Source organism: Pseudomonas sp. Irchel s3a10 (assembly GCF_900187525.1).
Classification (GTDB): domain Bacteria; phylum Pseudomonadota; class Gammaproteobacteria; order Pseudomonadales; family Pseudomonadaceae; genus Aquipseudomonas; species Aquipseudomonas koreensis_G.
The window spans coordinates 489,178-511,155 of record NZ_FYDR01000005.1 but is presented as its reverse complement, the minus strand read 5'-3'; the positions used below and the strand labels follow the sequence as shown (position 1 = coordinate 511,155).

The 21,978-nt window shown below is 60.2% G+C and carries 7 protein-coding genes; 4 read left to right on the top strand and 3 right to left on the bottom strand.

All coding sequences use genetic code 11. The features are described from left to right. Nucleotides 1–3,687 precede the first annotated feature (3,687 nt). Nucleotides 3,688–5,187: a hypothetical protein gene (locus CKW11_RS18190; protein WP_095138610.1), complete on the top strand. Its 1,500-nt coding sequence runs from the start codon at nt 3,688–3,690 to the stop codon at nt 5,185–5,187. A 251-nt stretch (nt 5,188–5,438) separates the two neighbouring features. Here CKW11_RS18190 and CKW11_RS18185 read toward each other — a convergent pair whose 3' ends face one another. From CKW11_RS18185 to CKW11_RS18175, 3 genes are all read right to left on the bottom strand, one after another. Further along, nucleotides 5,439–5,798 carry a DUF6124 family protein gene (locus CKW11_RS18185; protein ID WP_095138609.1) on the bottom strand — a complete coding sequence of 120 codons (360 nt, stop codon included), beginning with the start codon at nt 5,796–5,798 and terminating at the stop codon, nt 5,439–5,441. A gap of 140 nt (nt 5,799–5,938) precedes the next feature. Further along, on the bottom strand, nt 5,939–6,310 hold the full coding sequence (locus tag CKW11_RS18180) for a DUF6124 family protein (RefSeq protein ID WP_095138608.1): 372 nt from the start codon (nt 6,308–6,310) through the stop codon (nt 5,939–5,941). A gap of 1,097 nt (nt 6,311–7,407) precedes the next feature. Further along, on the bottom strand, nt 7,408–16,029 hold the full coding sequence (locus CKW11_RS18175; RefSeq protein ID WP_095138607.1) for a retention module-containing protein: 8,622 nt from the start codon (nt 16,027–16,029) through the stop codon (nt 7,408–7,410). 532 nt (nt 16,030–16,561) lie between these two features. Here CKW11_RS18175 and CKW11_RS18170 point away from each other — a divergent pair. The 3 genes from CKW11_RS18170 (at nt 16,562) to CKW11_RS18160 (ending at nt 21,755) form a co-directional block, all read left to right on the top strand. Then, nucleotides 16,562–17,920 (top strand): TolC family outer membrane protein, encoded by a 1,359-nt coding sequence (locus CKW11_RS18170; protein WP_095138606.1) that lies wholly within the window; start codon nt 16,562–16,564, stop codon nt 17,918–17,920. A 141-nt stretch (nt 17,921–18,061) separates the two neighbouring features. Next, a complete protein-coding gene (locus CKW11_RS18165) occupies nt 18,062–20,224 on the top strand; it encodes a type I secretion system permease/ATPase (protein WP_095138605.1) in 2,163 nt (720 codons plus the stop codon). Nucleotides 20,225–20,396: 172 nt separating this feature from the next. Continuing rightward, nucleotides 20,397–21,755 carry an HlyD family type I secretion periplasmic adaptor subunit gene (locus CKW11_RS18160; RefSeq protein WP_095138604.1) on the top strand — a complete coding sequence of 453 codons (1,359 nt, stop codon included), beginning with the start codon at nt 20,397–20,399 and terminating at the stop codon, nt 21,753–21,755. Nucleotides 21,756–21,978: the final 223 nt, after the last annotated feature.

Sequence of the window (21,978 nt, the reverse complement as noted above, 5' to 3'; positions counted from 1 at the left end):
GCCCCCTCGCCTCCCGCCCCCCGAGACTCTGCGGCAACTGGAAATACCCGACCGTACGCAGCCGGCCCTGGAGGGGGGGGTGTGGGGGATCAATATTGCCGCCGCGCAGTTGCTGGCGCCCGACAAGGGGCTGAAAGTCTATTGTCCACCCTGGTACCTTATGGGTTTAGGTGACTACATCGAGCTGCTGCTCGACGGTGTTCAGGTCGACCAGACCACCATCGTCAAGCCAGAGGATGTCGGCGAGCGTGTCACCCTGTATGTCCCGCCCCGGAAGTTCGCGACCGGGGCCTATACGCTGCAATATCGGGTCAAGGTATTCAGCCAGTCTCCGGAAACTTCGCTGCCTCCGGTCGATATCTTCGTCAAACTCGAGCAACCCGGCGGCAAGGATGAAAACGGCAGTGCCCCGGGGCATTCCGAGCTGAACATGTACATCGATCCGCGGATCATCAACGATGGCGTGGACAAGGAAACTGCCGAAACCGGCCTCGACATCATCATCAAGGCCAAACCCGGCAGTAGCAGCCTGTTGCCCTACCCCAACATGGCCAAGGGTGACCGCTGCAAATTGACCTGGGGCGGCTGGTTTTTGTATTCGCCACGGGTGACCCAGGATCACATCGATGACCCGCAAGGCCATCCACTGGCCATCCATGTCGACAAGGCCACCATCCTCGAAGCCGGCGATACCGACAGCCTGGCCGTAGCCTTTGAAGTACACGACATTGTCGACAACCGCTCCGAAGACTGGTGCGCCGCAGTGGGGATTGCCGTCGATACCGGCAACACGCGCCTGTCGCCTCCCATGGTCAAAGAGGCCTTCAATAGCGTTGTGGACATGGACAAACTGGGAGATGCGCCGCTGACCTTGCAAGTGGCGGTCGATGCGCCTGAATTCCGGATCGGTGATGTGATCATCGGCCTGGGCAAGGGCACCACGCTGGACGGCGAACCAATCAACGTTGAAGTCCGCGGCGAGCCACTCACCAGCGTGGGCAACATCTACGAATTGGCCCTGCCAAGCGCCGACATACGTTTGCTGGCCCAAACCCAGGCCGTGTTCAGTTATCGCGTGGAACGCAGCGGGTCTGATGATCGCCCCTCCAAGGGGCGCTTCGTCCGTATCATCGGAGCAACCCGACGCCTGCTCGCGCCGATTGCCGTGGATGCGCAACAAGGGGCACTCGACCCTGATCTGGTTAACACCACCGCCTTCATCCCCTTTGATCCGATGATGCAGGTGGGCATGGTCATCGTTCTGCGCTGGGTCGGCACCCGCCAGGATTTCGGCGTCTACGACCCGGAACTGGACTGGCGCACCCTTAGCAAGGGCGATATCGACGACAAAGAACCGATCCCGATCATCGTCGAGGGCAAACACCTCAAAGCCATCGAGGGCGGTACGCTGGATTTGTTCTACGTGCTGATGGCCGAGGGCAGCGATGGAGGCATCATTCAGCGCGAGTCACTGCACCATGCTCTGTTGCGGGTGGGTGAACCGCTGCTGGAACTGGTCGCGCCCATCGTCCTCGGTGAGGCCGGCGGAACACTCGAACCCAACGACCTGCCCGGCGGTTCGAGCAAACTGACCGCCCCGGCTGCCGCCGAACCCACCAAAGCGGGTGACAAGGTCACCTATACCTGGCGCGGTTCGAAAACCGGCAAGACCAGCGACTCGGTGCCGATCAATTCGCTCAATGCCGGTAGAGCCATCGATTTCACCCTGAACCCGACCTTCGTCCAGACCCACATCGAACCCAATCGCGGCGGCACTGTGGACGCGATGTATGAAATCCTCAGGGTGGCGGCAGGCTCCACGCCGGAACGTGTCAGCTACTCGCGGACGTTGAATTTCACTGTCGGCGAAGCCGTGCTGCTGACCCGGCCGAAGGTTCAGCAGGCCGAGGCCGATGGCACTACCTTGCAGCCGATCAAGGCCGTGGAAGCCCTGACCGTCAACATCGATTCGCAAGACTTGCTGCTCAGCGATCTGCTCAGCGTGACCTGGACCGGCGCACCTGGCACGGCCGCCGGCGGCTCGCACACCACCCCGGCCAGACCCATCAGTGAAACCACGCTGACAATCGAACTGCCGGTCACCGTGCTGGCATTCAACCTGGGCAAAACCGTCACCGTGACGTACACCGTCACCCGCAACGGTGCGCCCCGGACCTCGTTGCCGCTGTTGTTGAATGTCGGCACTTTTTCGGACTCAAGCTTGAAATCGCCGGTGATCATGGAAGCCGACAACAATGGCGAAGGCCGGGAATTCGATGTGGCTAAACTGACTGCCAACGCAGTCGCTCGCATAGATGTCTGGCCGTTGATAGCTACCGGTCAGCGTATGTGGATGCGTCTGACCGGAACCAATGCCAACGACACTCCGTACATCAACGATATTGCACCTGGGGATCCTGTCACTCAGCCGTTGATCGATAGGGGCTACCAAAATCGCGGACTCGCTCAAGCAGCAATGAAAAACCTGAAAGATGGCAGTGACTTGACCATCGAGTGCAAAACGACGTTCAACAAGAGCACGAATGAAAGCGAGGCGGTGCCCTTCCCCGTGCGCACTTACACGATCAAAGCGGTTGAGGATGTGCGGCCAGAAATTACCGGATTGGAAGACTCCAGAGGGGTACCGATTGCCGAAGGCGGAATCACCGTCGATGACGAGGTCACGTTGTCAGGGGCCGGGGCCAAAGGTCAGAAAGTCCAGATCAAGGATGGCACCACCGTCAAAGGTGAAGCGACGGTTAACCTGACAACCGGCCTGTGGGAACTGACCCTGACAGGCTTGAGCGTGGCCGCTCACAGCTTCACCGCCATCGCGTTATATGGCAGTGGTCAGGTGTCCGCGGCGTGGACGTTGACGGTGACGGCCAGTAACCCACCGACCATCACCAAGGCCATCGACTCCAAAGGGAATGAGATTGCCAAAGGCGGATTCACCGTTGATACCCAGATCAAGTTGTCAGGGGCCGGGGCCAAAGGTCAGAAAGTCCAGATCAAGGATGGCACCACCGTCAAAGGTGAAGCGACGGTTAACCTGACGACCGGCCTGTGGGAACTGACCCTGACAGGCTTGAGCTTGGCCGCTCACAGCTTCACCGCCATCGCGCTGTATGGCGGTGGTCAGGTGTCCGCAGCGTGGACATTGACGGTGACGGCCAATACCCCACCGACCATCACCAAGGCCATCGACTCCAAAGGGGCAACGATTGTCAAAGGCGGATTCACCGTCGATACCCAGATCACGTTGTCAGGGGCCGGGGCCAAAGGTCAGAAAGTCCAGATCAAGGACGGCACCACCATCAAAGGTGAAGCGACGGTTAACCCGACGACCGGCCTGTGGGAACTGACCCTGACAGGCTTGAGCGTGGCCGCTCACAGCTTCACCGCCATCGCTCTCTATGGCAGTGGGCAGGTGTCCGCGGCGTGGACGTTGACGGTGACGGCCAGTACCCCACCGACCATCACCAAGACCATCGACTCCAAAGGGAATGAGATTGCCAAAGGCGGATTCACCGTTGATACCCAGATCAAGTTGTCAGGGGCCGGGGCCAAAGGTCAGAAAGTCCAGATCAAGGATGGCACCACCGTCAAAGGTGAAGCGANNNNGCCATCGACTCCAAAGGGAATGAGATTGCCAAAGGCGGATTCACCGTTGATACCCAGATCAAGTTGTCAGGGGCCGGGGCCAAAGGTCAGAAAGTCCAGATCAAGGATGGCACCACCGTCAAAGGTGAAGCGACGGTTAACCTGACGACCGGTCTGTGGGAACTGACCCTGACAGGCTTGAGCGTGGCCGCTCACAGCTTCACCGCCGTCGCGCTGTATGGCAGTGGGCAGGTGTCCGCGGCGTGGACGTTGACGGTGACGGCCAGTAACCCACCGACCATCACCAAGGCCATCGACTCCAAAGGGAATGAGATTGCCAAAGGCGGATTCACCGTCGATACCCAGATCACGTTGTCAGGGGCCGGGGCCAAAGGTCAGAAAGTCCAGATCAAGGATGGCACCACCATCAAAGGTGAAGCGACGGTTAACCTGACGACCGGCCTGTGGGAACTGACCCTGACAGGCTTGAGCGTGGCCGCTCACAGCTTCACCGCCGTCGCGCTGTATGGCAGTGGGCAGGTGTCCGCGGCGTGGACGTTGACGGTGACGGCCAATACCGCACTGACCATCACCTCAGTAAAAGATCAGAGCAACTGGAACATTCCCGATAACGGTCATACCGTGCACACCAGCGTCACGCTCACTGGCTCCGCGCCTGTTGGCCAGAAGGTGGAAGTTTTCCTCGGTGCGATCTCCAAAGGCATCGCGGAAGCTGGCCCCGACAGAACCTGGACCCGTACCGTGAGCGGGTTATCGCTGGACGTACTGCACACCTTAAAGGCCGTTGGCCAATACGCGAACAATCCGACATCGAACCTTTGGCGTTTGACGGCGTTGAATGGCGTGAGGCCGGCCATCACCGCCGCGCAGGATTCCAAAGGGCAGCCAATCAGCAATGGTGGCAACACTGTTGACCGCACTGTTCATCTTATGGGGACGGCGACTAAGTATCTTGAGGTGGAGATTTACGACGGTGCCACCGCCACTGGCAAAAAGGCCAGGGCCAATGACAAAGGTGAATGGGCGGTTCAGTTGACCGGGCTGACACCTACGAAGCATGTGTTCAAAGCCAAGGCGTTGTATGGCAGCGGGACGGAGTCGGGGGAGTGGGCTGTCACGGTAGTCAATGAAATATTGTTAGAGAATTTCGATAGTCGCCCCCAGCAAGAGCATAAACCGGGCACTCCATTAATAATCCCAACAATGACAGTCACATCATCCAATACTAACGTTGGAATAATACCCTCTCCCAACTACTCTGCCGGAATGAAAGAAGGAATGATTTTGGTTATATTCACTCGCGGCACCGCATACATCACTTTCAAATCCGAATATTCCTATATTAAATTCTCCGGCTCATTTTCCGATGTAACAACTTTAACTTTCTATAGCTCGAACGACACTCGATTAGGCGAACGTCGTCCGCCGCATGGGAGGCCCACCCCCATTACCTGGGTCGAATTTCAAGCTCCAGAGGGAGAAAAAGTTTCCTATATAGATATTAATCAGACAGCAAGCGCTTTTACACAGTCGCATTTTGATTATTTCTATATCCGACCATAACGCACGAAATTAAACTCAACATACAAAAACATGTTTGATTTATAGTGCCGCCGCAACACCTGATCCATTGGCAAAGTGTTGCATTGGGATAAGGATCTGAATAAGGATGGGATAAGGGCACGGATTTATTTAATGGTAATCACGAGCAGGCTCACGCCTACAGTAGATCTGCTTTTTTCGCAGGTTATGTGCCCAGCAAAGATCCTTGTAGGTGTTAGCCTGCTTCGCAATGAGGCCGTTACTGCTTTCGGCTATTCCTTCGGCACAACATTATCCAGCGCCCGATTCACCGCCAACTCTCCCAACATCACCACCTGCGCGATACCCAACACCGTGTTGCGACTCGGCCCATCCAGCGTGCCGGCAAAGTCACCGAGCATGACCGTAGCCGAGGCCAGGGATTCGCAGGCGTTGGCCAGCAGGGATTCGGTGTCGGTTTGTGGATTGACCAGGAACATGCTGTTGGGGGTGTAGGGTGTGGCCATGATTTGCGCGGGTGCGAGGTAATGGTCGAGGGCGCGTTCGGCGGCTTCGTGGAGTTTTCTGGAGTTGAGGGATTCGTAGGGTGATAGCGGGTCTGTGATTGGAGGATTGGGCTTGGTTTCGGACATCAGCAGGAACTCCGATCAAAGTACTTTGAAAGAATGACTCCCTGTAGGAGCTGCCGAAGGCTGCGATCTTTTGATCTTGTTTTTTAAAAGCAACATCAAAAGATCGCAGCCTTCGGCAGCTCCTACAGGGAACCGGGCAGTTAGTTCGGCACGCGGCGGCCGTCCAGTACCCGGTTGACCATCAGTTCACTGAGCATGATCACCTGATGCAGCATCAGCATGGCTCGGCGCTGTGGGTGGTCGACGGTGTCGCCGATGTCGCGGGCCATGTCGCTGGCAGCTGCCAGAGATTCGCAGGCTTCGACGAGCAAGGTTTCTTCGTCCACGGTGGGGTCGATGAGGAAGATTCTGTTCGCCTTGCATGACGAGGTTGAAGGGATCGAGATCTTCAGGGCGCCGGGGTTGAGGTAGAAGTTGATGGCGCGGTCGGTTGCCGCTTTTATCTTCTGCGGGTCGAGGGCTGGGTCGTATGGGATCGAGGTGTCCGGAGGGTTGGGTGTGGCTTTGAACATAGGTGACTCGCTGTTTTGAATAAGTGAGGAGCCATCACTCTCGCTACCAAACGAAGGGTGGCGGCCATTTGTGGGTTGGTAGACCGGTCAAAACAGTAAACCCGGCGCTCCCGAAGGAGCCCCACGCATGGCCACCAAAAAGCAGAGTCCCAAAAACGGACCTGTAATGTGGCGCACGACTGTAATGAAACGGGCTACCAAACCCGATCACTGATTTTCAGTGACAGGGAAACGATATAGCCCGCCCCATAGCCGTGTAAGCCGGCGGATTCTGGCGTACGCGTAGGTAACGGCGCAAGGCGTTGTAGCCGGTATGGCGTAACGATTCGTGTACTTTAAACGTGGTTGCGGAGTTACGTTTATGTGCGGGGTTTGCTCTGTTGTTTTTATGTTGTCTGGCAAGCCGCTTTCGCGAGCAAGCCCGCTCCCACAGTTGGATTGCGTGCATTCAGGTGGGAGATTGGTCGGCTGGTGGGCCGCCATCGCTGGCAAGCCAGCTTCCACCATTTGACCGAGTGCATTCAGTTGGGGATTGGTCGGCTAGTAGGCCGCCATCGCTGGCAAGCCAGCTCTCACCATTTGACCGAGTGCATTCAGTCAGGGATTGGTCGGTTGTGAGGCCGCTTTCGCGAGCAAGCTCGCTCCCACAGTTGGAATGCGTGCATTCAGGTGGGAATTGGTCGGCTTGTAGGCCGTCATCGCTGGCAAGCCAGCTCCCACCATTTGACCGAGTGTATTCAGTTGGGGATTGGTCGGCTGTGAGGCCGCTTTCGCGAGCAAGCTCGCTCCCACAGTTGGAATGAGTGCATTCAGTTGGGGATTGGTCGGCGGGTAGGCCGTCATCGCTGGCAAGCCAGCTCCCACCATTTGACTGAGTGCATTCAGTTGGGGATTGGTCGACTGTGAGGCCGGTTTCGCGAGCAAGCCCGCTCCCACAGGGGAGCCTTGTTGTTCACAAAATGATGAGCACCCTAAATCCAATGTGGGAGCGAGCTTGCTCGCGAAGGCTGACTCACTGGCAACACAGTTCTCCAGACAGAAAAAAACCCGCCGTCCCGACTGATCGGGGCGGCGGGTTTTGTCGTTTCAGGCCTTGATCACACCGTGTCCACTTTCAGCGAATGATCATTGAGCATGCCGCTGATGATCGTCGCCGTGTCGTGCCCGCCGGCCACCACCCCACCCGCCCCCGGGGTCACGCCGTAGTGGCTGGCGAGGTTGACGCCGGCCAGGTCGATGGTCTGGTTCGGCGTGGCGCCGGCCATGGCGCTGACGTCGATGCTGGTGAGCACCGAGGCGCCGCTGCCGGTGACGGTGAAGTGCAGGTAGTCGTCGAGCGAGGCGGTGGTGCCGTTTTCACCTTGCAGCAGTTGCGACAGATCGAGCTTGTCGGTGCCTGGGGTGAAGTCGGTGATCAGGTCGTGGCCGCTGTTGCCCTTGAGCCACTGGAAGGTATCCGCGCCCGGCCCGCCGGTGAGGGTGTTGTTGCCCATGCCGCCGATCAGCAGGTCATCGCCACCGCCACCGTTGAGGATGTCGTTGCCCAGGCCGCCGTTGATCACGTTGTTATTGTTGTCGCCAGTGAGGGTGTCGTTGAAGTTCGAGCCGACGAGGTTCTCGATCCCGGTCAGGGTGTCGGTGCCGGCCCCGAGGGTGTTTTGCGCACCGAGCAGGCCGAGGTTGACGGTGACGGCAGCGGTGGCGTGGGCGTAGCTGGCGGTGTCGCTGCCGGTGCCGCCGTCGAGCAGGTCATTGCCCGGGCCGCTGTAGAGCAAGTCGTTGCCCGCACCGCCGTGCATCTCGTTGTTGCCGGAACCGGCGGTGAGCACGTCGTTGCCGTCGCCGGCGTTGAGGATGTTGTTGCCGGTGCCCGCCACCAGAATGTCATCCCCGGCGGTGCCGGTGAGGGTGTGGCCGTCCTGATAGCTGATGCTCACATTGGCGGTGTCGCTGCCGCCATGGTTGTCATTGGCGGTGTAGGTGCCGTTGAAGTCCGGGGTAATGTCATGCGCCCCGGCGTAGTTGAGGGTCATGGTCAGCTGATAGTTTTCCGCCGCGTTGGGGTTACCGCCGCCGGTGGGATCGGTGATGTTGGTGATGTGGATCTGATAGACGCCATCGGCCGACGCGGTGAGGGTTTGCCCGTCCGCCAGGGTTGTGTAGGCGCCACCGTTGATCGAGTACTCCATGGTGACGTGACCGGCCGCCAGGTTGTGATCGAGGTTGAGGGTTTCGCCCTGGCGCAGGTTGACGGTAATGCGGTCTTCATCGTTGGCGTTACTGTTGGTCACCGCACCGAGATAGCCACTGACCACCAGCACGGCAGTCATTGTCGCGGCGTTGGCACTGAACGAATTACGCACGTTGGCCAGGTTCTGGTTGGCGGCGGTGTTGGCGTTAGTGCCGGTGAAGTTGATCGCACCGGTGCCGGTGAAGTCCGCCGCTTTCGAGATCCAGCCCGTGTTGAAACTGGTGGGCGTGGCGTTGAGCGTATCGCCGTTGGGATCGGTGTCATTGGCCAGCAACAGTTCGCCCGGCACGACGATATTGCCCGACAGCACGTTGGTGATGACATGGTCGTCGACCGCCACTGGCGGCGAATTGGGGATCACTTTCACGGTCAGCGTCGAGCTGACAAGGTCGCCGTCGTTGTCGCTGAGGGTGAAGCCGATGTTCTCGGTGATCACCGTAGTGGTGGTTTTTTGCGAGGTGTAGTTGTAGTCGCCGGTGTCGAGGTTGATCACCAGGGTGCCGCTGTTGTTGGTGGCGATACTCAGCGTGTTGTTCACCGTATTGAACGTGCCGTGGTTGGTGCCGCCGGATGCGGTCAACGAACCCTGGCCGCTGTTGGCGCGCGGGTCATAGGTGTAGGTGGTGCCGTCGACCACGATCGATTTGATGAAGCCGCCATCGGCGCCGAACGTACCGCCCTCGCCCAGCAGCGAACCGGTGACCGGCGCACCTTCCACAGTGCCCGACAGCACCGAGTTGAGCTGATTGAGATCGGTGACCACCACCGCGTTGGTGTTGGTGTGGCTGATGCCGTCATAGGCCAGCGGATCAAGGTTGGCGTTGCTCACGCCGCTGCCCAGACCGATGGCGTAGTTCTTGATGTTGTTGGCATCGAGGAAGTTTTTAAGCGCGGCTTCGTCAGCGGCGTTGATGTCGCCTTCGTTGGGTTTGCCATCGGAGAAGAAGTAGCCGACGTTCTGTGCCCCGGTGAGTTTGCCCGAGGTGTTGAACGCGGTTTGCATCACCGCCACGGCGGCGTCGTAGTTGGTACCGCCACCGGCGGTGAGACCGGCGAGTATAGACTTGGCCGTCGCCACATCGACCCACACCGAAGTCCGGTCCGTGGCGCTACTGCTGAAGGTGACGAGTTGTACCTTCACATCGCCGAGGTCATCGTATTTGTCGAGCAAGGCACTGATGGCCTGCTTGGCCAGCGCCAGCCGTGACAGCCCCGGTACACCGGACGCGTCGGCCATACTGCCGGAGATGTCGAGGACGATCAGCAGGTTGGAATCGATCTCCACCGCCGCCACCGAGCGATCCGACGCCACGGCTTTGGGCACGTCATCAACGATGTTGACCACGAGGGTGCTGGTGGTGCTGTTGCCCAGCGCATCGGTGGCTTTGTAGGTGAAGCTTTCGCTCAGGGTGTTGGCGCCGTCGTTGGCGTTCGGCGTGGTTTTCGGCGCCGAGGTCAGGGTGTAAGTGTAGGTGCCGTCGGCGTTGAGCTGGATCTGCCCGTAAGTGCCGGTGGCGCTGCCGACCAGGGTGTAGGTGAGCGCCCCGCTGCCGCCGCTGACCGCGCCGACCAGCGTACCGCTGGCGGTTTCGCCGGTGTTGCTCGGGTCGCTGCCGGTGACTGTGCCAGGGGCCAGATCCTGGCCATCCTTGGTCAGGTCGAGGGCTTTTTCATAGACCGTCACGTCCTGATCCACCGATGCAATCAGTTTGCTGTCGGCGACGTTGATGGTGATGGTCGTGGTGCTTTCATCGCCATCGGAATCGCGCACGGTGTAGGTAAAGGTGTCGGTGGCACCCGGCGGGCTGACGGAGTTCGGATTGCTGTGATACACGGCGTTGCCCGCCGCATCCAGGGTCAGGTAGCCGTAGGCGCCGTTGATGTTGCTGTTGAGGCCGCCGATCGCCGAGGTCGCGGTGTTGCTGCCGGCGCGCACGCCGACCACGGCTCCGCCCGCCGCGGCGCCATCGGCACCGGTGACGTCGTTGCCGAGCACGCTGAGGTTGACCGTACCGCCCTCCGCCACTGAGCCGGTATCGGCGTTGGCAGTCGGCAGGTCATCGATGATGTTGACGTTGATCTGGCCGCTGGCGGTGCTGCCGTCGGTGTCTGTCGCGACCACGTTGAAGTTTTCGGTGAGGCTATTGGCGCCGTTAGCGGTCGGATGATTTTCGTTGTCCACCAGCGTGTAGCTGTAGCTGACCACGCCGGTTGCCGGGTTGTAGCCGGTGACGGTGAACGTGCTGCCCAGCGGCGACACCACCGATTGCGGGAAGCCTGCGGCGACCCCGTTGGTCACTACGGCAATGCCACCGACGGTGAGGGTTTGCAGTCCATCCAGGGCCGTGACGGTGAAGGTACCGCTCTGGGTCAGCGCCGGGGTGTTGGGGCTGGTGCCGTCACTGAGGTTTTTTTCGTAGACGGTGAGTTCGCCGCCATTGACGTCGAGGCCGTTGAGCACCACCGGATCGTCGTTGTTGTGGATGTTCAGCACCAGGTTGGCGGTGCTGGTATCGCCATCGGCATCGGTGAGCGTGTAGGTGAATGTTTCGGTGCCGTTTCCACCGCCGTGCAGCGCCTTGAAATCGGCGTCAGCCGGGTTAAGCGTATAGGTGTAAGTGCCGTTGGCATTGAGCACCAGCGTGCCGTAAGTCCCGGTGAACGTACCGGCGGTGATCGGCCCGACATTCGGCCCGGTCGCGACCACGTCCGCGCCTTGCACATCATTGGTCAGCACGTTGCCGGTCAGGGTCAGCTGGGTTTCCGAGGCGCTGTTGGCGTTGCTGTCGTTCACGGCTTTCGGCACGTCATCGACGATGTTCACGACGATGGTGCTGGTGACGATGTTGCCCAGCGAATCGGTGGCCTGATAGGTGAAGGTTTCAGTCAGGGCATTGGCACCATCGTCGGCATGCGGCGTGGTGGTTGCCGGCGAGGTCAGCGTGTAGGTGTAAGTGCCGTTGGGGTTGAGCACGATCTGCCCGTAGTTGCCGGTGGCACTGCCGACCAGCGCATAGCTGATCGCGCCGACCGCCCCGGTGACCGAACCGACCAGCGTGCCGGACGCGGTTTCACCCGTATTGGTCGGATCGCTACCGGTGACCGTTCCGGGGGCCAGATCGGCGCCGTCCCTGGTCAGGTCGAGGGCTTTTTCGTAGACGGTGACGTCGGTGTCGCTGGTCGCGTACAGCTTGCTGTTGGCGACATCGATGGTGATGGTGGTGGTGCTTTCATCGCCATCGGAATCGCGCACAGTGTAGGTGAACACATCCACCGCGCCGGGGCCGCTCACGGCATTGGGATTGCTGTGGTAAACCGCGTTGCCGTTGGCATCCAGCGTCAGGTAACCGTAGGTGCCGTTGATGTTGCTGTTGAGGCCGCCAATGGCCGAGGTCGAAGTGTCGGCACCGGCGCGTACGCCGACCACTGCACCGGTTACGGCCGGGCCATCGGCGCCACCGATGTCGTTGTTCAGGACATTGCCACTGACGGTGCCGCCCTCCGCTACCGAGGCGGCGTCAGGGTGGGCGCTGGGCAGATCATCGACGATGTTGACGTTGATCTGGCCGCTGGCGGTGCTGCCGTCAGTGTCCGTAGCAACTACGTTGAAGTTCTCGGTGATGCTGTTGACGCCGTTGGCGTTCGGATGGGTTTCGTTGTCGACCAGGGTGTAGCTGTAGCTGACCACGCCGGTCGCCGGGTTGTAGCCGGTGATGGTCAGCGTGCTGCCCAACGGGGTGACGATCGATTGCGGAAAGCCTGCCGCCACACCACCGGTGACGACGTTGATGCCGCCCACGGTCAGGGTTTGCAACCCGTCAAGGGCAGTCACCGTGAAGGTGCCGCTCTGGGTCAGGGCCGGTGCATTGGGACTGGTGCCGTCGCTGAGGTTTTTTTCGTAGACGGTGAGTTCGCCACCATTCACGTCGAGGCCGTTTAGGGTCACCGGGTCGTCGTTGTTGTGGATCTGCAAGACGAGGTTCGCAGTGCTGGTATCGCCATCCGAATCGGTGATGGTGTAGGTGAAGGTCTCCGTGCCATTGCCGCCGCCGTGCAGGTTTTTGAAATCGGCGTCGGTGGTGTTCAGCGTGTAGGTGTAGGTACCGTCGGTATTCAGTACCAGGGTGCCGTAGGTGCCGGTGAAGGTACCGGCGGTGACGGGGCCACTCGGAACGCGGTCGGCACCCTGAACATCGTTGGTCAGGACGTTGCCGGTCAGGGTCAACTGAGTTTCCGAAGCGGTGCCGGTGTTGCTGTCATCGACCGCTTTGGGCAGGTCGTCGATCACGTTCACATCAAGCGTTGCATTCGCGGTGGTGCCGTTGTCGTCCACCACGGTGACAGCGAACTGCTCAGGCAGGTTGTTCGCACCGTTGGCATTAGCGTGAGCTTCGTTGTCGACCAGGGTGTAGCTGTAACTCACCACTCCGGTGGTGGCGTTGAAACCGGTGATGGTCAGTGTGCTACCCAATGGGGTGGTGACCGATTGCGGAAACCCGGCAGCGACGCCGTTGGTGACGACCGCGATACCACCGACGGTCAGCGTGGTGACACCGTCCAGCGCAGTGATGGCGAACGTGCCGCTTTGGGTCAGCGCGGTGGAGTCTGGCGTGCTGCCGTCGCTGAGGTTTTTTTCGTAAACGGTGAGCTCGCCGCCGTTCACATCAAGACCGTTGATGATCACCGGATCATCGTTGTTGTGGATCTGCAAGACGAGGTTCGCAGTGCTGGTATCGCCATCCGAATCGGTGATGGTGTAGGTGAAGGTCTCCGTGCCATTGCCGCCGCCGTGCAGGTTTTTGAAATCGGCGTCGGTGGTGTTCAGCGTGTAGGTGTAGGTACCGTCGGTATTCAGTACCAGGGTGCCGTAGGTGCCGGTGAAGGTACCGGCGGTGACGGGGCCACTCGGAACGCGGTCGGCACCCTGAACATCGTTGGTCAGGACGTTGCCAGTCAGGGTCAACTGAGTTTCCGAAGCGGTGCCGGTGTTGCTGTCATCGACCGCTTTGGGCAGGTCGTCGATCACGTTCACATCAAGCGTTGCATTCGCGGTGGTGCCGTTGTCGTCCACCACGGTGACGGCGAATTGCTCAGGCAGGTTGTTCGCACCGTTGGCATTAGCGTGAGCTTCGTTGTCGACCAGGGTGTAGCTGTAACTCACCACTCCGGTGGTCGCGTTGAAACCGGTGATGGTCAGTGTGCTACCCAATGGGGTGGTGACCGATTGCGGGAAGCCTGCGGCCACACCGTTGGTGACGACCGCAATGCCACCGACGGTCAGCGTGGTGACGCCGTCCAGCGCAGTGATAGTGAAGGTGCCGTTTTGGGTCAGTGCGGTGGAGTCTGGCGTGCTGCCGTCGCTGAGATTTTTTTCGTAAACCGTGAGCTCGCCGCCGTTCACATCAAGACCGTTGATGATCACTGGATCGTCGTTGTTGTGGATCTGCAGCACCAGGTTCGCAGTGCTGGTATCGCCGTCCGAATCGGTAATCGTGTAGGCGAAGGTTTCCGTACCGTTGCCGCCGCCGTGCAGATTTTTGAAGTCGGCGTCAGAGGTGTTCAACGTGTAGGTGTAGGTGCCGTCGGTATTCAGTACTAGGGTGCCGTAGGTGCCGGTGAAAGTGCCGGCGGTGACGGGGCCACTCGGAACGCGGTCGGCACCCTGAACATCGTTGGTCAGGACGTTGCCGGTCAGGGTCAACTGAGTTTCCGAAGCGGTGCCGGTGTTGCTGTCATCGACCGCTTTGGGCAGGTCGTCGATCACGTTCACATCGAGTGTCGCATTGGCAGTCGTGCCGTTGTCGTCCACCACGGTGACGGCGAACTGCTCAGGCAGATTGTTCGCACCGTTGGCCGTCGGATGGGCCTCGTTGTCGACCAGGGTGTAGCTGTAGCTGACGACACCGGTGCTGGCGTTGAAACCCGTGATGGTGAGCGTGCTGCCCAAAGGTGTAGTCACCGATTGCGGGAAGCCTGCGGCCACACCGTTGGTGACCACGGCGATGCCGCCGACAGTGAGCGTGGTGACGCCGTCCTGCGCAGTGATGGTGAACGTGCCGCTTTGGGTCAGTGCGTTGGCATCCGGGGCGCTGCCGGTGCTGAGGTTTTTTTCGGAAACCGTCAGTTCGCCGCCCTCGACATTCAGCCCGTTAATCACCACCGGATCGTCGTTGTTGTGGATCTGCAGAACCAGATTGGCGGTGCTGGTATCGCCGTCCGAGTCGGTAATGGTGTAGGTGAAAGTTTCGGTGCCGTCACCACCGCCGTGCAGGTTTTTGAAGTCGGCGTCGGTGGTGTTCAGCGTGTAGGTGTAGGTGCCATCGGTGTTCAGTACCAGGGTGCCGTAAGTGCCGGTGAAGGTACCGGCGGTGACGGGGCCGGTGGGGACGCGGTCGGCGCCCTGGACATCGTTGGTCAGGACGTTGCCGGTGAGGGTCAGGAATGTCTCTGAAGCAATACCGTTGCTGTCGTCCACTGCCCGCGGCACGTCGTCGGTGATATTGACGTCGAGGGTACCGGTGGCGGTGTCGCCATTGCTGTCGCTGGCAACGACAGTGAACTGCTCGCTGAGCGAATTCGCGCCGTCACCGGCCGAATGGGTTTCGTTGCCGTTGAGCGTGTAGCTGTAGGTCACTGCGCCGGTGGCCGGGTTATAACCGGTGATGGTCAGGGTGCTACCCAACTGCGTGGTGATCGACTGCGGGAAACCGACCGGCACGCCGCCCACGATGACGCTGATGCCGCCGATGCTCAGACTGGTCAAACCGTCTGGTGCATTGACAGTGAAGCTGCCGCTCTGGGTCAGCGCTCCATTGTTGTTGGCCGAACCATCGGGCAGATTGGCTTCGTTGACCGTCAGTTCGCCACCCTGCACATCAAGACCGGCGAGCGTGACCGGGTTGTTTACCGGCGCAGGTGGCACAACGATTGGCGCTGCATCGTCATTACCATTGTCGATGACTGCGTTACGCCGCTCTTCGGGAAACTCGGGAATTCCGTTGAAACCGGCAGTCGGGAAGCCGATCACCGGGTCCACTCGCCCACCGACTTCCGTCAGCAGGACAAAACTGTGGCCGCCACCCAGTTCACCTGGCGCGCCGCCCGGCGCATTCGGGCCGGCGGCGGTGGCTTCTGCCGCTTTGGTCGGGTCTTCACCGGCAGCGATGGCTTTCTGGATCTGCTCGACGTCAGTCAGCTGTGCCTGGCTGGGGGTCAGCGCTTCAGGAGAGTCGACATGCACCGCCTGATTGGCCAGCAGTTGCCCGGACAGGGTCATGCTGCTGTCGCGGCCCAGGGTCAAGTCGCGGCCATTTTGCAGATGAACGGCGACGGCGCCTTCTGCCCCGGTGATCAATTGATCGCCGGCATACACGCGGTCACCCTCGACCAGCGCGCGGCGTGTGCCGTCGGTGCCCTGCGCAAAAACCTGACCAATGACTTTAGTGACGGTCCCGATGAGCGTTGCCATGTGAAATTCCTCCGCTGCCGACCACCGTCGGCACTGGTTCGCGAAGCAGCCCATGGCTCAATCGGGTTGCCGAAGTGACGCTCGCACCTCGACAGTTCGTTTCGCAGGGTGCGCAAACAAGGAAACCTCAGTGCTTTCAGGCACTTCGCGATCCTGATCGTTGCAGCAGCCCCACTAACGCTACGTAACGGTGGTGAATCACCCGAGTGACAAAAATCTGTCGCTCATCTGCCGCTACGCGTCCCTCCCCTTCAGCAGTACTTCGCCGTATGTCGCAAAGTGAATGGAACTTTCCTCAAGCCTTTTTGTGCTCCCTAAAGCGCATGAAACAAAGGCTTTCGCCGTGAACAATGTGCCGGTTTTCGAGAACCGCATAAGTTTTTTTCGGCATAAGCCTTATGAAAATTTTTTCTTAGCTACGCTTCAGGATGTTCTTAGCTCTGTTGTTACAAGAGTGAAACGCTTACACCTCAAATTATCGTCAAATATTTGGCGACAGTAACGCACCATCAGGACCAGGGAGATGCACCCCATGCGCGTACTAACCCCCCTCTGCAGCGCGGTTTTGCTGGCCATGGCTTGCACTTCCCAAGCCCAGGCCATGAACCTGACCGAGGCGATCCAAAGCACCATCGCCACCCACCCGGAACTCGCCTCGCGCGTGGACGCCAGACTGTCGGCCGATGAACAGGTGAAAGTCGCCAAAGGTGGCTTCTATCCGTCCGTCGATTTGAATGCCGCGTATGGCCGTGGTTACAGCGACAACACCAACACCCGAGCCTTCGGTAATCACCACACCGAAATTCTCAACTACACCCAGTCCGAGCTGCGTCTGCGGCAGATGCTGTTCGACGGTTTCAACACCGCTAACGAGGTCGAACGCACCAAGGGCGTGTCCAATTCGCGGGCCTATTACGCACAAGGCACCGCTCAGGATCTGGCCCTGCGCACCATCGAGGTCTACCTCGAAGTGCTCAAGCGCCGTGAACTGGTGACGCTGGCCAGGAACAACCTGCAAGCGCACTTGCGGGTGAATGATCAGATCGGCCTGCGCACCGAGCGCGGCATTGGCAGTACCGCCGACTCCGATCAGTCGGTGGCCCGTAAGGCGCTGGCGCAGAACAACCTCGACACTGCTGAAGTCGATCTGGCCGACGCCGAATCGAACTTCTACAGCGTGGTCGGACGCATGCCCGATGAGCTGGAAACGCCTGCCTCGACCCGTGGCGAACTGCCGACACAATTGCGTGAAGCCCAGCAGAGCATGGTCGACAACAACCCGTATCTGAAGTCCGCCCAGGCTGACGTGCAATCGGCCGAGAGCCAGTACGAAGTCGCCAAATCGCCGTTCTATCCGCGCTTCGACGCCGAAGCCGCCGTCGGCGCGAATAACAACGTGCAAGGCGATGAAGGCCACGACAACGAATGGCGCGTGGGTGTGGTGATGAACTACAACCTGTTCCGTGGCGGCAGCGACAAGGCCCGATTGGCCGCCAATGCCCATGACATCAATCAGGCGATGGACATCCGCAATAACGCCCTTCGCCAACTCAACGAGAACATCCGCCTGGCGTGGAACGCCATGGAAAACGCGAAGAAACAGACCCCGACCGCCCGCGAATACGCCGAGACCACCAAGCGTGTGCGCGCGGCTTATCAGGATCAGTTCGGTCTTGGCCAACGCACCCTGCTCGACTTGCTCGACAGTGAAAACGAGCTCTACAACGCCAACCGCCGCTACACCGAAATCCGTTACACCGAGGAATACTCGATGTACCGCGTGCTGGCGAACATGGGTCAGTTGCTGAGCAAACAACGGGTGGTGCTGCCAGCAGATGCGATCGCCGCGACCGAGGTGAAAAATGAAGCGCGCCTGCCTGAGCTGAAATGAGGTAACCCCGTGTAGGAGCTGCCGAAGGCTGCGATCTGTTGATCTTGATCTGCAAAAACAAGATCAAAAGATCGCAGCCTTCGGCAGCTCCTACAGGGGAGATGTGTCGAAAGTCGAGTCAGTTCAACAGGGGCGATCAATATGACCAGCATGGCCGAAGGCGGACACACCGGGATCGATCCGCGGCTGAGCTTCGATGACCCGTTGCTCGACGGTCTGTTGATCCTCTGCAAACTCCACGGCGCGATCGTCAGTCGCGCCAGCCTGAGTGCCGGGTTGCCCCTGAACAAGCAACGCCTGAGCCTGGACCTGCTGCCCCGCGCAGCGGCCCGGGCCGGTTTGCAGGCGCGCCTGTTGCGGCGCGAACTGAAAGACATTTCTGCACTGAATCTGCCGATTCTGCTGCTGCTCAAGGACGGCCGCACCGCCGTGCTGCGGCGTTTCGCCGACGACGGCAAGGCGCTGATCCTGCCCAGCGAAGCCGATGGCGGCGAGCAGTGGGTCGAGCGCGAAGAACTCGCCGAACACTACAGCGGCCAGGCGTTGTTCGCCCGTCCGCGCCACGAACTCGAAGACTTGCGCTCACCATTGGTGCCGCGGGTCCACGCCTGGTTTCGCGACACCCTCAAGCTGTCGAAATGGCTGTACAGCGATGCGATCCTCGCCAGTTTCCTGATCAACCTGCTGGGCCTGATGGTGCCGTTGTTCGTCATGCAGACCTACGACCGCGTGGTGCCGAATCAGGCCACCTCGACCCTGTGGGTGTTGTCGATCGGCCTGCTGATCGGCACCGGTTTCGAACTGGTGCTGCGGGTGGTACGCGCGCACCTGCTCGATACCGCCGGCAAGAAAACCGATGTGATCCTTTCCGCGACTTTATTTGAACGCATCACCGGCATGTCGATGAAGGCCCGGCCGGCGACCATCGGCGGCTTCGCCCAGAGCATTCATGACTTTCAGGGCCTGCGCGAATTCCTTACTGCGGTGACCCTGACCAGCCTGATCGACTTGCCCTTTGTGGCGTTGATGCTAGTGGTGATCGGCCTGCTCGGCGGCTGGCTGGTGGTGATTCCGCTGCTGGCGTTTCCGCTCACGATCATTTTTGCCCTGGCAATTCAGGTGCGTCTGCGTGACACCGTGCAGAAAAGTCTGAGCCTCGGTGCCGAACGGCAGGCGCTGCTGATCGAAACCCTCGGCGGGCTGGAAACCCTCAAGGCCTGCAGCGCCGAAAGCGAGCGCCAGCACAAATGGGAAAGCACCCACGGCGCCCTCACCCGCCTCGACAGCCATGCGCGCAACCTTTCGGCGCTGGCGACCAACGGCACGCTGTTCATCCAGCAGTTCTCGGGGATGGCGACGATTGTCGCCGGGGTCTACAGCATCATCGCCGGCAACCTCAGTGTCGGTGCGCTGGTGGCGACCTACATGCTCGGCAGCCGGGTGCTCGCGCCGCTGGGGCAGATCGCCGGGCTGATCACCCGCTACCAGCAAGCGCAACTGACCATGAAAAGCACCGACGCACTGATGGGCCTGCCGCAGGAGCGCGACGGCAAGCAGCGGCCCCTGGAGCGCACGCAGCTGCAAGGTGCGCTGGACGTCAGCGGCGTGACCTTTCACTACAACGGCCAGAATGCGCCGGCGCTGAGCAACATCAGCTTCAGCATGAAACCCGGCGAAAGGATCGGCATCATCGGTCGCAGCGGCTCGGGTAAAAGTACCCTGGCGCGATTGGTGATGGGCTTCTATGAACCCGAGGAAGGCCAGTTGCTGCTTGATGGCCTCGATCTGCGGCAACTGGATGTCGCCGACCTGCGCCAGCAGATCGGTTATGTCGCCCACGACCTGCCGCTTTTGGCCGGCAGCCTGCGTGACAACCTGACCCTCGGCGCGCGCTACATCAGCGATTCGCGCATGCTCGAAGTCGCTGAGCTGACCGGCGTCACCGAACTGGCCCGGCAGCATCCGCAAGGTTTCGACCGGCCGGTGGGCGAGCGCGGGCAGTTGCTCTCCGGCGGCCAGCGTCAGGCGGTGTTACTGGCCCGAGCGTTGCTGCTCGACCCACCGATCATGCTGCTCGATGAACCCACCAGCGCCATGGACAACAGCAGCGAAGACCTGCTGCGCCAGAAGCTCCACGGCTGGGTGCAAGGCAAAACCCTGCTGCTGGTCACCCACCGCACCTCGATGCTGAGCCTGGTGGACCGGTTGCTGGTGCTGGACAACGGCCGGGTCGTCGCCGACGGCCCGAAAGAAGCGGTCATCGATGCACTGCGCAAGGGCCGCGTCGGCTCGGCGGCGGTTTAGTCGATGCAACGCAAACCTGTGGCCACCTAGTGTCTGTGGCGAGGGAGCTTGCTCCCGCTTGGGTGCGCAGCGCCCACAAGATCTTTGGGGCTGCTTCGCAACCCAGCGGGAGCAAGCTCCCTCGCCACAAGTCGGATTGGCTTGGTTTCTCTTGATTGAGGGGTATCGCCGCATGTCAGCTTCATCTTCGAAAGAGCGCGGCTACTTCGACAGTTTCGGCAAAAGCGCCGAAGCCGAGTTCATGCCGGAAACCGCCGGCGCTTCATTGCAGGATTCGCCGCGCTGGTCGCGGATCACCGTGTGGCTGGCCGCGGCGCTGCTGGTCAGTGCGCTGGTCTGGGCCAAGTTCGCGGTGCTTGAAGAAGTGACCATGGGCGAAGGCAAGGCGATTCCATCAAGCAAGGTTCAGGTGATCCAGAACCTGGAGGGCGGGATCGTCACCGAGATTTTTGTCCGCGAAGGACAAATGGTGAACAAAGGCGACAAGCTGCTGCGCCTGGATGACACGCGCTTCCTGTCGAACAAGGGCGAAAGCGAGGCCGACCGTTACGCGCTGACCGCGCAAGTGGAACGCCTCTCTGCCGAGGCCGAGGGCCGTCCGTTCAAGCTGTCTGACGAAGTGATCGCCAAAGCGCCACAGGTCGCCGAAGACGAGCGCGCGCTGTACGACCAGCGCCAACGGCGTCTGGCCAGTGAGCAACGCACCCTCACCGAACAGCTGCGGCAGAAGACTCAGGAGCTTGCGGAGTTCCGCTCCAAGCAAGGCCAGTACAGTTCCAGCCTGGCGCTGCTGCAGCAAGAGATGAACATGTCGGCGCCGCTGGTCGGCACTGGTGCGGTGTCGCCGGTGGAGATCCTGCGACTGAAACGCAGCGCGGTGGAAATTCGCGGTTCACTGAACGCAACGACCCTGGCCATCCCAAGGGCGGAATCGGCGATCAACGAGATCAAGAGCAAGATCGACGAATCGGAACAGACCTTCCGCTCCGACGCCGCCAAGGACCTCAATCAGAAACGCACCGACCTGTCGAAAATCACCGCGTCAAGCATCGCCATCGACGACCGGGTCAGCCGTACCACCGTGACTTCGCCGGTGCACGGGGTGATCAAGCAACTCAAGGTCAACACCATCGGCGGCGTGGTGCAGCCGGGCAGCGACATGGTGGAAATCGTGCCGCTGGAAGACAACCTGCTGATCGAAGCCAAAGTCCGTCCGCAAGACGTCGCATTCCTGCATCCGGGCCAGAAAGCCATGGTCAAGTTCAGTGCCTATGACTACACGATCTACGGCGGGCTGAGCGCGAAACTGGAACTGATCGGCGCCGACACCATCACCGATGACAAGGGCAACAGCTTCTACCTGATTCAGGTGCGCACCGATAAAAACCACTTGGGCGGGGATGCGAAACCACTGCTGATCATCCCGGGGATGGTAGCGACGGTGGACATTATTACCGGGGAAAAAAGTGTGCTGGATTACCTGCTCAAACCGGTGCTCAAAGCCCGGACCGAGGCGATGCGTGAGCGGTAGGCATTGTTGGGATTTGCGCTGATTGTTCTGGCGCCTTCGCGAGCAAGCCCGCTCCCACAGGTGATCGCATTCCTGCTGGAAGAAGCCGATTGTGACCGTTGTTGGGATTTGCGCTGATTGTTCTGGCGCCTTCGCGAGCAAGCCCGCTCCCACATTTGGAATGCATTCCTGCTGGAAGAATGCCGATTGTGGACATTGTTGGGATTTGCGCTGATTGATCCGA

Bases quoted from the DNA above. Each gene is read 5' to 3' on its own strand.
- CKW11_RS18185 (WP_095138609.1), bottom strand. From the start codon at position 5,798: ATGTCCGAAACCAAGCCCAATCCTCCAATCACAGACCCGCTATCACCC.
- CKW11_RS18180 (WP_095138608.1), bottom strand. From the start codon at position 6,310: ATGTTCAAAGCCACACCCAACCCTCCGGACACCTCGATCCCATACGAC.
- CKW11_RS18175 (WP_095138607.1), bottom strand. From the start codon at position 16,029: ATGGCAACGCTCATCGGGACCGTCACTAAAGTCATTGGTCAGGTTTTT.
- CKW11_RS18170 (WP_095138606.1), top strand. From the start codon at position 16,562: ATGCGCGTACTAACCCCCCTCTGCAGCGCGGTTTTGCTGGCCATGGCT.
- CKW11_RS18165 (WP_095138605.1), top strand. From the start codon at position 18,062: ATGACCAGCATGGCCGAAGGCGGACACACCGGGATCGATCCGCGGCTG.
- CKW11_RS18160 (WP_095138604.1), top strand. From the start codon at position 20,397: ATGTCAGCTTCATCTTCGAAAGAGCGCGGCTACTTCGACAGTTTCGGC.